This window comes from Stenotrophomonas sp. NPDC077420 (assembly GCF_044543385.1).
GTDB lineage: Bacteria > Pseudomonadota > Gammaproteobacteria > Xanthomonadales > Xanthomonadaceae > Stenotrophomonas.
Window position 1 is genome coordinate 80,436 of sequence record NZ_JBITVZ010000012.1, and the last position, 11,555, is coordinate 91,990.

The 11,555-nt window shown below is 68.1% G+C and carries 10 protein-coding genes and 1 riboswitch; of the genes, 4 read left to right on the forward strand and 6 right to left on the reverse strand.

Features of this window, described 5'->3' with window-relative positions; all coding sequences use genetic code 11:
* Window positions 1-162 precede the first annotated feature (162 nt).
* From ACIGII_RS12965 to ACIGII_RS12980, 4 genes are all read left to right on the forward strand, one after another.
* Window positions 163-579, forward strand: coding sequence for a hypothetical protein (locus tag ACIGII_RS12965; protein WP_399638675.1), 417 nt, complete (start codon window positions 163-165; stop codon window positions 577-579).
* Window positions 580-667: 88 nt separating this feature from the next.
* Entirely contained in the window at window positions 668-1,300 is a 633-nt protein-coding gene (locus ACIGII_RS12970; RefSeq protein ID WP_399638676.1) for a TetR/AcrR family transcriptional regulator C-terminal domain-containing protein, read from the forward strand.
* Between the two features lie 44 nt (window positions 1,301-1,344).
* Window positions 1,345-2,445 carry an efflux RND transporter periplasmic adaptor subunit gene (locus ACIGII_RS12975; RefSeq protein WP_399638677.1) on the forward strand — a complete coding sequence of 367 codons (1,101 nt, stop codon included), beginning with the start codon at window positions 1,345-1,347 and terminating at the stop codon, window positions 2,443-2,445.
* On the forward strand, window positions 2,442-5,507 hold the full coding sequence (locus ACIGII_RS12980) for an efflux RND transporter permease subunit (RefSeq protein WP_399638678.1): 3,066 nt from the start codon (window positions 2,442-2,444) through the stop codon (window positions 5,505-5,507). The genes ACIGII_RS12975 and ACIGII_RS12980 overlap by 4 nt, the downstream gene beginning before the upstream one ends.
* A gap of 397 nt (window positions 5,508-5,904) precedes the next feature.
* Here the strand turns inward: ACIGII_RS12980 and ACIGII_RS12985 are convergent, their stop codons facing one another.
* The 6 genes from ACIGII_RS12985 to ACIGII_RS13010 form a co-directional block, all read right to left on the reverse strand.
* Window positions 5,905-6,312 (reverse strand): VOC family protein, encoded by a 408-nt coding sequence (locus ACIGII_RS12985; RefSeq protein ID WP_399638680.1) that lies wholly within the window; start codon window positions 6,310-6,312, stop codon window positions 5,905-5,907.
* A complete protein-coding gene (locus ACIGII_RS12990) occupies window positions 6,309-6,779 on the reverse strand; it encodes a helix-turn-helix transcriptional regulator (protein ID WP_399638682.1) in 471 nt (156 codons plus the stop codon). The genes ACIGII_RS12985 and ACIGII_RS12990 overlap by 4 nt, the downstream gene beginning before the upstream one ends.
* Before the next feature lie 10 nt (window positions 6,780-6,789).
* A complete protein-coding gene (gene pnuC, locus ACIGII_RS12995; protein WP_399638749.1) occupies window positions 6,790-7,362 on the reverse strand; it encodes a nicotinamide riboside transporter PnuC in 573 nt (190 codons plus the stop codon).
* Window positions 7,363-7,370: 8 nt separating this feature from the next.
* Window positions 7,371-9,542 (reverse strand): TonB-dependent receptor, encoded by a 2,172-nt coding sequence (locus tag ACIGII_RS13000; protein ID WP_399638684.1) that lies wholly within the window; start codon window positions 9,540-9,542, stop codon window positions 7,371-7,373.
* A 67-nt stretch (window positions 9,543-9,609) separates the two neighbouring features.
* Window positions 9,610-9,705, reverse strand: a riboswitch (TPP riboswitch).
* A 41-nt stretch (window positions 9,706-9,746) separates the two neighbouring features.
* Window positions 9,747-10,880, reverse strand: coding sequence for a phosphotransferase enzyme family protein (locus tag ACIGII_RS13005; RefSeq protein ID WP_399638685.1), 1,134 nt, complete (start codon window positions 10,878-10,880; stop codon window positions 9,747-9,749).
* Between the two features lie 19 nt (window positions 10,881-10,899).
* Window positions 10,900-11,538, reverse strand: a complete 639-nt coding sequence (locus ACIGII_RS13010) for a response regulator (RefSeq protein ID WP_399638687.1) — start codon at window positions 11,536-11,538, stop codon at window positions 10,900-10,902.
* Window positions 11,539-11,555 lie beyond the last annotated feature (17 nt).

The following is an 11,555-nucleotide window of genomic DNA, read 5'->3' on the forward strand; positions in this document are numbered from 1 at the left end:
AAGTGAACCGTGCCGCCTGCCGCGCCACAACGCAAGCGTAAATACCGAAGTGCACCGGTAGCGCCAGCGGTAGAGCCGACGGTAGAGCCGACTGTCAGTCGGCTAACCCTCCCCCAGGCGGCTTATCATCCTCCCGCCCAAGCAACCGTCAAGGAAGATCCGGTGGAGAACCCCTATGAATCGTCGAATGCACATGTCCCCAAGCGCCCAAGCCGGTGGAAGGGCGCAGCGCATACCGTCATCTCGGCGCTGATCGCCACGTTCTGCCTGCTGCAGTTTTTCGCCATGCTGCTGTACCTGGCCGCGCAGGCAGGTTCGCGTTACGCCGATGCACCTCCGTCCTCGCAGCTTGCATTCGGTGCGTTCCTGTCATCCTCGTTGTTGCTGGGTGGCATCACGCTCCTGCTGCGTCGACGGATCTGCGCGTTCTTCTTCGCGGCATTCATTGTTGGCTATGTGATGAAGAACGGAACTGCCGACGCCTTCAGCCCAAGCTCCGTAGCGGTGTGCTTCGCGTTTCTGGCCTACGCGTGCTGGCGGTGGAAGCTCGGACATCTCAAAGGCTGGCCGCAGCCTTGAGTTCTCCAGGGTGCGTGCCTCCCCCTTGCACCCCCAAACCTAACACTGTTAGATTCGCTCCCTAACAACGTTAGGTAGATTCCCCCCAGTGCGCAAACCCATCGCCCGGGACCACATCGTCGCGGCCGCCTTCAAGCTTCTCGACGAAGCCGGCATGGAGGGCGTGACCCTGCGCAAGGTAGCCTGCATGCTGGGTATCCGCGCGCCGTCGCTGTACTGGCACTTCAAGAGCAAGCAGGCGCTGGTGGATGCCATGGCCGACGCGATGATCGTGGACGTGGCCCGCGACATCCCCGATGGCCAGCCCTGGCGGCAGACCCTGCTGCAGGTCGCGCGCGAGTTCCGTACCGCGTTCAAGGCACGTCGCGACGGGGCCCGGGTCTACGCGGGCACCTTCCTGGCCACCGAAAACATGCTGCGGGTGGGCGAAACCTGCATCGCCGTACTGGTCGGCGCCGGGGCGTCGGTGCGGGTGGCCGCGACCGCGCCGATGGACCTGGTGTACTACACGATGGGCTTTGTGATCGAAGAACAGTCCTGGCCCGGCGACGGCAGCATGGAGGCGCTGGGCGAGTCCTTCATGGCACTGGCCGAAGCACGGTTCCCGCATTGCTGGAGCGCCCGCGAGGTCTGGAGCGAGGTCGATTTCGACACGCGCTTTGAACAGGGCCTCGGCCTGATGCTGGATGGCATCGAACAGCGCCTGGCCCGCGCCCCCTGAATTCCTTTCCTTCGTTACCGCAGTTCCGACACGGAAGCTCACCGATGCGTGCCTCACTTTTCCGCCATACCCCCCTCCTGCTGCTGGCCGTGTTGCTTGCGGCCTGCGGAAACAAAGACGAACAGGACGCCGCCGCCGCGGCCGCCGCCAGCTCGGCGCTGCCGGTGTCGCTGGCCACCGTGCAGCAGCAGACCATGGCGCGCACGGTGCTGGTCTCCGGCCCGGTCACCGCGTATGAGGAAATGCAGCTGGGCGTGGAGATCAGCGGCCAGCGCGTGACCGCGCTGCCGGTGGACGTGGGCCAGTGGGTGAAGAAGGGCCAGGTGCTGCTGCAGCTGGACCACCGCACCCTGGACAGCGAACTGGCGCAGGCCGACGCTTCGCTTAAGCAGGCGCAGGCGGCGCAGGAGCTCGCCCGCCTGAACTACCAGCGCAGCGAAAAGCTGGCGGCGGAAAAGCTGATCAGCGAAAGCAGCTTGGACGAACTGCGGGCGAACCGCATCAATGCCGAAGCACAGACCGCCACCGCGCGTGCCTCGCGCGATGCGGCGCAGCTGCGCCGCGACTTCGCCGACCTGCGCGCGCCCGCCGATGGCCTGATCTCCAAGCGCCTGGTGCAGCCGGGGCAGGTGGTGTCGGCGGGTACCGAATTGCTGCGCCTGATCCGCGATGGCCGCCTGGAATGGCGTGCCGAACTGCCCGAAGACCAGCTTACCGGCGTGGCCGTGGGCAATACCGTCGAGCTGCCCTATGCCGATGCGGTGGTGTCTGGCCGCATCCGTGCAGTCACCCCCGGCGTGGACGCGCAGACGCGCACCGGCACCCTCTTCGCCGACCTGCCCGAACCGGGCACGCTCAAGCCGGGTGTGTACGTGGAGGGCCGCATCGTCATCGGCGAAGGCCCGGCGCTGACCGTGCCGACCGCCGCGATCGTGCAGCGCGACGGCCACAGCTACGTGTTCACCGTGAACGACAAGCAGCAGGCCGCGCGCCTGCGCGTGCGTACCGGCCAGGCCGTGCAGGGCCGCACCGCGATCCTCGAAGGGCTCAAGGCCGGCGACCGGGTGGTGGTCGATGGCGCCGGCTTCCTGGGTGAAGGCGACCGCGTGCGCGTGGTGACCGATGCCAAGGCCGGCGCCAAATGAATATTTCCGCCTGGGCGATCAAACGCCCGTTGCCTGCCCTGCTGATCTTCTTCGTGCTGTGCGTGGCCGGCCTGTGGGGCTTCTACCAGCTGCCGGTGGCGCGCTTCCCCGACATCGCCTTCCCGATGACCACGGTCACCGTGACCCAGCCGGGTGCCTCGCCCAGCCAGCTGGAAGCGGAGGTCACCCGCAAGGTCGAGGACTCGGTCGCCACGGTCAACAACGTCAAGCGCGTGATCTCCTCGGTCAGCGAAGGCGTCAGCACCACCACCATCGAGTTCCAGCTGGAGGCCGACCTGGCCACCGCGCTGGACGATACCCGCGATGCGGTTACCCGCATCCGCACCGACCTGCCGCAGGACATCCAGGAACCGGTGATCTCCAAGGTGGACATCGGCGGTTCGCTGATGACCTACGCGCTGGTCGCGCCGCACATGACCCCGGACGAAGCCAGCTGGTTCGTCGACCGCGACATCTCGCGCGCCATGTACGGCGTACCCGGCGTGGCGCGGGTGACCCGGGTGGGCGGTGTGCAGCGCCAGGTGCGCGTGGACCTGGACCCGAACGCGCTGATCGCCATGGGCATCACCGCCGGTGATGTCTCGCAGCAGCTGGCCCGCATCCAGGTGGAACGCGCCGGTGGCAAGGCCGAGATCGAAGGCGCGCAGCAGACCATACGCACGCTGGGCACGGTGGGCGACGCGCAGGCGCTGCGCGATTACTCCATCGCCCTGCCGGACGGCCGCGCGGTGCGGCTTTCCACCCTGGCCAAGGTGACCGACGCCGCCGCCGACCCCACCGAAGCCGCACTGCTGGACGGTGAAAAGGTGGTCGCGTTCTCGATGTCGCGCACCCGCGGCTCCAGCGAAGTGAAGGTGGAAGCCGGCGTGCACGAGGCGCTGGACAAGATCAAGGCCGAGCACCCCGGCATCGACTTCCGCCTGGTCACCACCGCCATCGACGAAACCCACCGCTCCTACGATTCGTCGATGACCATGCTGTGGGAAGGCGCCCTGCTGGCCCTGCTGGTGGTGTGGCTGTTCCTGCGCGACTGGCGCGCCACCTGGGTGTCGGCGCTGGCGCTGCCGTTGTCGATCATCCCCACCTTCGCGGTGATGTACTTCTTCGGCTTCACCCTCAACATCATCACCCTGCTGGCGTTGTCGGTGGTGGTCGGCATCCTGGTGGACGATGCGATCGTGGAGATCGAAAACATCGTGCGCCACCTGCGCATGGGCAAGCCGCCGCTGGAAGCGGCGCGCGAAGCCGCCGGCGAGATCGGCAATGCGGTGATCGCCACCTCGCTGACCCTGGCTGCGGTGTTCGTGCCGGTGGCGTTCATGCCCGGCATCGCCGGCAAGTTCTTCCGCGAATTCGGTTGGACCGCCGCTACGGCGGTGCTGTTCTCGCTGCTGGTGGCACGCCTGCTCACCCCGATGATGGCCGCCTACCTGCTCAAGCCGCATGGCGAAGAGAAGCCCGAATCGAAGCTGATGGGCTGGTACCTGGGCTGGGTGGACAAGGCATTGCGCCACCGGGGCTGGACCCTGTGGCTGGCCTTCGCCATGTTCGTGGGGTCGTTGGCACTGGTCCCGTTGATCCCGGCCACCTTCATTCCGCAGTCCGACCTGGGCCGCAGCAACCTCAACCTGGAGCTGCCACCGGGCACCCGCCTGCAGGAAACCGTGGCCGTGGCCGAGCGTGCGCGTGCGCTGCTCAAGGACATGCCGGAGCTGAAGCAGGTTTACACCGCCGTCGGTGCGGTGCTCGACCTGGGCGATCCCAGCGCCACCGGCGTGGGCGAACCGCGCAAGGCGACGCTGATCCTGGACTGGGGCGTGGCCGATGACCGCGACCGCGACCAGCGCGCGCTGGAACGCGATGCGCGCGAGCGCCTGGCCAACCTGCCCGGCGTACGCGTGAGCTATGTCAGCTCCGAGCCGGGCAACCTGCTGCAGCTGGTGTTGTCCGGCGACGACCCGCAGCGCCTGCAGGACGCCTCCACCGCACTGGAGCGCGACCTGCGCGGCATCCAGGGGCTGGGCAGCGTGACTTCCACCGCGTCGCTGCTGCGCCCGGAACTGCAGATCGTGCCCAACGCGGCGCGTGCGGCCGACCTGGGCGTGGCTACGCAGGACATCGCCGAAGCCGCGCGCATCGCCACTGCCGGCGACTACGAACAGCGCCTGGCCAAGCTCAACCTGCCTGATCGCCAGGTGCCGATCCGGGTCGGCTTCGCCGAAGCCACGCTGGCCAATCCGGCGCTGATCGGGCAGTTGCGCGTGCCCGGCCGCGATGGCCCGGTGCCGCTGGCGGCGGTGGCCGAGATCCGCCAGGGCAGTGGCCCCTCGCAGATTTCGCGCTACCAGCGCCAGCGCAACGTGACCCTCACCGCCGAACTCAACGGCCGCCCGCTGGGCGATGTGATGACTGAAGTACAGGCCTTGCCCAGCGTGAAAAAGCTGCCGCCGGGCGTGACCTTCCTCAACACCGGCGATGCCGAAGTGTTCGTGGAGTTGTTCATCGGTTTCATGCTGGCGATGGCCGCTGGCCTGATCTGCATCTACATGGTGCTGTTGCTGCTGTTCAACCACGCGCTGATGCCGGTGACCATCCTGGCGGCGGTGCCACTGTGCGCCGGCGGTGCGTTCGGCGCGCTGCTGATCACCCAGAACATGCTTTCGCTGCCCGCGCTGATCGGATTGCTGATGCTGATCGGCATCGCCACCAAGAACTCCATCCTGCTGGTGGACTACGCGGTCATGGCGGAAGACGAACAGGGCATGAGCCAGCACGATGCGCTCATTGATGCGTGTCGCAAGCGCGCCCAGCCGATCGTGATGACCACGCTGGCGATGGGCGCGGGCATGATGCCGATCGCCCTGGGTTTTGCTGGCGATTCCAGCTTCCGCGCGCCGATGGCGATTGCGGTGATCGGTGGCTTGATCACCTCAACGCTGCTGAGCCTGATCGTGATCCCGGCCGCGTTCACCGTGATGGATGACCTGGGTGAGTGGATGTCGCGGAAGTTCCGCCACAAGTCCACGCATCACGCGCACTGACAAGGTGAAGCGTCTCGGTAGAGCGGACAGGTAGAGCGGACCGGTAGAGCGGACTGTTAGTCCGCTGCTCTTCGCGCCCGCCCATCACCGCGCGAACGGCAGCCGACTGACAGTCGGCGCTACCGCCGAGGTGAAGCATCTCGGTAGAGCGGACCGGTAGAGCGGACTGTCAGTCCGCTGCTCTTCGCGCATGCCCATCACCGCGCGAACGGCAGCCGACTGACAGTCGGCGCTACCGCCGAGGTGAAGCGTCTCGGTAGAGCGGACCGGTAGAGCGGACAGGTAGAGCGGACTGTCAGTCCGCTGCTCTTCGCGCACGCCCATCACCGCGCGAACGGCAGCCGACTGACAGTCGGCGCTACCGCTGAGCTCTACGATCCGGGGGTGCCAGCGTCGGTCAACCCGCGCGCTGGATCAGCTTCCAACCATTCCCGGACGGGTCGCGGAACCCGGCATCCACGGTGCCGTAGCGCTCGGTCGGTTCCTGGTTGAACTCCACCCCGGCGGCCGACCAGCGCTTGTAGACCGCCTGGCAGTCATCCACGGTCATCACCAGCGGCGGCATCGCGCCCTTGGCCACCAGCGCGTTCAGCGCCTGCGCGGTGGCCGCATCGTGCACTGGCGGGCCGGGCCGGAACAGGCCGAGCTGGACACCGGGCTGTTCGGGGTGCTGCACGGTCAGCCAGCGGTAGTCGCCGTTGCCTGCATCGGTATGCACCACAAAGCCCAGCGTGCCCACGTAAAAGTCCAGCGCTTCCTGCTGGTCGCGCACGTACAGACCCACTACTTCAATGCCCTGGCTCATGTGACCTCCGGTGTGTGAGGCTCCTTTTTACGCCCGCCGCGACCCTGCCGCTTCTCCGAAACTGAGGTCTTGAGATCCGGCCGGCTGGCAGCACGCGCGATGCACTCCGGCGCCTGCGCGGCGGTTCCGGCCAACAGGCTGGCGCGCAGCGCGCCCGGGCTCTGCCCGGTGATGTCGCGGAAGATCCGCCCGAACGTGCCCAGGCTGCTCCAGCCGGTCTGCAGGGCGATGTCGATGATCGGCAGGTCGGTGTCGCGGCACAGCGCCACCGCGCGTTCGATGCGCCGGGTGAGCAGGTAGCGGTGCGGCGGCAGCCCGAACGCCTGGCGGAACTGCCGTGCAAAATATGCCTCGGACACCGCGCTGACCTCGGCCAGTCGCGCCACCGGCCACGCCTCGTGCGGGGCGCGGTCCATGTGGTCCTTGGCCCGCAGCAGCCGGCGCAGCAGTTCGGGGGTCGGGTTCATGCCGCACAGGCTAGCGCGGTTTGAGCAGCGCACCCTCGTCGCGGGCGGCCGACCAGGCACGCAGCCCCATCACTGCCAGGCCGATGAACACCAGGTACAGGCCGGCGGTGACATCCAGCGACTTGACCAGGTACATGCCCACGTACACCACGTCGACCACGATCCACAGCCACCAGGTGGCGACATGGCGCCGGGCCTGCCACCACTGCGCCACCAGGCTCAGCGCGGCCAGCATGGCGTCCAGCCACGGCAGCGCGGCGTCGGTCCAGGTGTGCATGGCCGCCCCCAACGCCACGCCGAAGACGAACCCCACGCCCAGGTCGCGCAGCAGCTGCATGCGCGGCAGCGGCACGATCACGATCGCGCCGTCCTGTTCGGCATGCCGGTGCCAGCTCAGCCAGCCGTACAGCAGGAAGCCCCCGAACGCCACCTGCAGCAGGCTGTCCGAATACAGCCGCGCCTCGATGAACACCGTGGCGTACAGAGCCACCGCGATCAGCCCCACCGGCCAGGCGAGCATGCGCCGGCGTGCCATCAGCCACACGCCGAGCAGGCTGGCCACCACCGCCGCCCATTCGAGCACGGTCGCGCTCACAGGCCGACCGTGACCGACAGCCGCGCCTGGCGTGGCGCGCCGGGGAACAGGTAGTAATCGCCGGCGCTGCTGCCGGTGTCGCGCCAGTAGAAGCGGTCGAACAGGTTGTCCACCGACAGGCTCCAGGTGACCGGGTGCGCGTGCAGCTGATGCTGATAGCGTACGCCGGCGTCGAACACGGAATAGGCCGGGGCTTTCACGCTGCCGTCCACGGTGGCTGCATTGCTGGATGCGTAACGCCAGCCGCCGCTCACCGCCAGGCCGTCCACGTACGGCAATGCGTAATCCACGTGCAACGCAGCCCGCACCTTGGGCACGTTGACCAGCTGCTGGCCGTCGTAATACGCGGTACCGGCATCACGCGCGCGTGCCTGCAGCAGGCTGGCACTGGCGTTCACCGACAGCCGCTCGCTGACCTGGCCATTGGCGGTCAGCTCCAGCCCGGTGTGCGCCTGGGTGCCCTCCTGCACGAAGGTGAAACCGGCATCGCTGGCATCGGGCTTGGCGTACTGGAACGGTTGGGTGATGCGGAACAGCGCCGCCCCCAGCATCAGCCCATCCGCGGCGGCGTACTTGACGCCCACCTCGCGCTGGCGCGACTGCATGGCCGGCAGGAAGGTGCTGCCGTTGCTGGTCCAGAACGGCGCTTCCTGGCCCAGCGAGAGGCCCTCCACGTAGCTGGCGTAGACATTGACGCGTTCGCTGGCCTGCCAGACCAGCGCGGTCTGCGGCAGGAACTGCGACAGGCGGCTGTGCCGTTCCGGAACGCCGCGCTTGTCGTAGGCGCGCTCGTCCAGGCGCACGTAGCGGCCACCGGCCAGGAACTGCCAGGTATCGCCGATGTGGATGCGGTCCAGTGCAAACAGCGCGCGCTGCCAGCTGTCCAGGCGCCGCGCCGAGGCACCCGGCTGCAGCGGCGACGGCGCGAACACCGGCACCTGCGCATCGGCGATGTTGGCCGTGCCCACGTATTCGTTGACGTTCTGGCGCTTGTCCACGGTGCGATGGAAGGCGCTGAGCCCGACCGACAGTTCATGCCGCAGCGTGCCGCTGCCGAAGCGCCCGCGCAGTTCGCCGCGTGCTTCGTCGTTGACCCGGGTGTCGTCGGGGCTGCGGTAGTCGTAGATGTCGTAATCGCCATTCGGCGCGAAGTAGTTGCCCGGCACGCTGCCGTCGGCGCAACCGGCCGCGTAGTAGCAGCCGTAGGCGAACGCGACATTGTCGTCGATGACCGAACGGCTGTGGCCCACCGACAGCCGCGACTGCCAGTCGGGGCTGAAATCATAGGTGTGCAGCGCGGTGAGGTTGGTGCTGGCGATGCCCACCGGCTGCTGCCACGGCTGGTGGCCGAGCATGCGGCTGCGGTCCACGCCGCGCGGCAGCACGCTGCCGCCCAGCAGCTGGTAGCCGCTGGCCGAGCGCTGTGCGCTGGTCTGGTAATTGGCATCCACTTCCAGCTTGCCGCGCTCGCCGATCAGCCAGTCGGCGGCCACCGAGTAGAAGTTGCGGCGGCCATCGGCGTGGTCGATGTACGACGCGCTGTCGTCCCAGGCCGCGTTCACGCGCACGCCGAAGCGCGGCGTGATCCAGCCGCCGACGTCGGCGGCCACGTAGCGCGAGCCTTCCGAATCGGTGGCCAGGGTAACGGTGCGCACGTCGGCCGGGCGCTTGCCCACGTAGTTGATGATGCCGCCCGGGGCCATCACGCCGGCGGCCAGCCCGGCCTCGCCCTTGAGGATTTCCACCTGCTGCACGTTTTCCAGCGCCAGCCGCTGTTCGCCGGCGATGGACAGGCCGTTGAAGCGGTAGCCGGTGGCCGGGTCCAGTGCGAAGCCGCGGATGGCGATGTTCTGGTAGTAGCCCACCGGGGCGTAGCTGTCGCCCAGCGAGGCGTCCTGCCGGGCCAGTTCCGACAGCGTACGCACCTGCAGCTGGTCCAGCAGCGCGCGGTCCAGCACGTTGACCGACGCCGGGGTGTTCTTCCAGTCGGCGCTGCCGAAGCTGCTCGACGGGGTGGTTGCCGCGGCAGGTTTGTCGGCCTGGACGCGGATCCCGGCCAGGTCGGTGGGCGAACGCCCGCCCGCGCCGGTGTCGGCTTCGCTGGCATGCAGGGGCAGTGCGGCGCAGAGGGCGGCAGTCAACAGCGTGAGGCGGTAGCAGCGGTTCATTCGATTCGTCATCAGCCAGGGGAGACGAAGCGAAGGCACGCACGCACACCGGCCCGGAACGGGGGTGCGCCTGCTGCGCAAAGCTCCCTACGCCGGTGCAAACCGGATCAGGTTCCAAGGGACTCTCTCAGCCTGGCAGATCCAGGCACCCCCGCTTCAGTGGTCATTTTCACACCAATCGACGCCCGTGGCGAGCCCGCAGGCTCAGGCAGCGGCGTGCAGCACGTCCAGCAGGGCGCGGCCGGCGGGGCTGGCGAACCAGTCCGCATGGCCCAGCAGGAAGGTGTGCCAGGCCACGTCGGCATTGGCCATCGAGCCGGTAACCCCCTGGAAATACTCGACTTCCGACAAGGCGAAGTCCAGGTGCACCACCGGCAGCAGGTCGGCCAGCAGGTGCACCTGGGCAGCCGACAGCGGCCGCACCTGGCGGTAGCCGGCGAGCAGGGCCAGGGCGACATCCGCATGGGCGACCGGGCCCTGGCCGCCGGCCTCCAGCCAGGCGACCGCATTGCGCTCGATCGCCGTGGCCAGGTCGAACAGCGCGCTGGCAGGAGACGCCAGGCCGAAGTCGAACACGGTGGCGACCGTTGCCGCCGCGCCCTGGCCGTGCCAGAGCAGGTTGGACACATGCCAGTCGTTGTGCCCCCACAGCACCGGTTCGGCCTGCAGGCGGTCGGCCAGCGCCGCGTGCCAGGGCAGCACCGCGCGCTGCAGGTCCTGCTCCCATGGCTGCCGCGACAGGTACGCGGCCAACCCGGGCCGGGCCGGCAGCTCACTGCGCAGCCGGGCCAGCGGGTCGCGCGCGCGGATCAGGTCGTCGCGGGCCACCAGCAGGTGGGTGCTGCGCTGGGGCGCGTGGTAGTCGGCCGCGGCCAGGTGCAGGCGGGCGAGCACGGCGCCGGCCTCGCGCGCATGCGCCGGCTCGAACGGTGGCGTCCACGACGGGCTGTCGCGGTACAGGTCGTGACCGGCGCCCTGCGCATGCAGTTCATAGGTCCAGTGGTCGCGTTCGAGCGCGGTGGCACCGTGGTGGCTGTGCAGCACCTCCACCACCGGCAGGCCGGCAGCGGCCAGGTGGGCGATGAAGCGGTGTTCCTCACCCAGCAGCGCGGCAGTACGCACGCGGGCGTGATGGCGTTTGACCAGGTAACGCCGCGCGCCGGACTGCACCAGGGCCGCTGCGGAGAAGGGACGTGGACTGTGCCAGAGCACGCTGCAGCCGCCGGCAAGTGCAGGGTAGTGCCCGCACAGCCAGGCCAGTTCGTCGTCGCCCAGCGCGGGCCAGTCGGCGACGACCTGGTCGTTGTCCAGGCCCTGTACACGGTGTTCGCTTTCCATCGGGCGTTGCGGCGTCGGCTCAGAGCTTGTTGTCGCGCATGTAGTCGTACAGTTGTGCGTCGCCAATGACACCCAGCTTGAGCATGGCGTCGCCCTTCTGGCGGCTGATGGTGCTCACGCTCTTGTGCAGCTTCTTTGCGATTTCCTTGACCATCAAGCCACTGGCCAGCAGCCGCAGCACTTCCACTTCGCGCGGCGACAGTGCGCGCGTGCGGTCGTCGCCGATGGCCTGGGTGCCCACCATGTCGATACGCTCGCGCAGTTTGCGGCTGACATAGGGCTGGCCGCGGTGCACGGCCTGGATGGCGACCGGCAGCTCATCCATGGTCGAGCCTTTGTCGACCAGTCCAAGCACGCCTTCCCCCACCACCATGCGCAGGATGCCCAGATTGTTGGACACGCTGAGCATCAGCATGCGCAGGTCGGGATACGTGCGCCGGATTTTCTCGATCATGCCGATCCCGTCAGCCTTGGACGAGGTCGGCATGGAGTAGTCGGTGACCAGCACGTCGCATTCGTGGGTCTGCAGGGCTTCGAAAAGCTCCTCCACGCTGCTGGCTTCGGCCACCACCACGCCCACGCCACTGGATTCGATGGCAGCTTTGGCGCCGACCCGGACAACGGGGTGGTCGTCGGCAATGATTATGCGCAAGGTCATGGACTAGTATTGCCTGG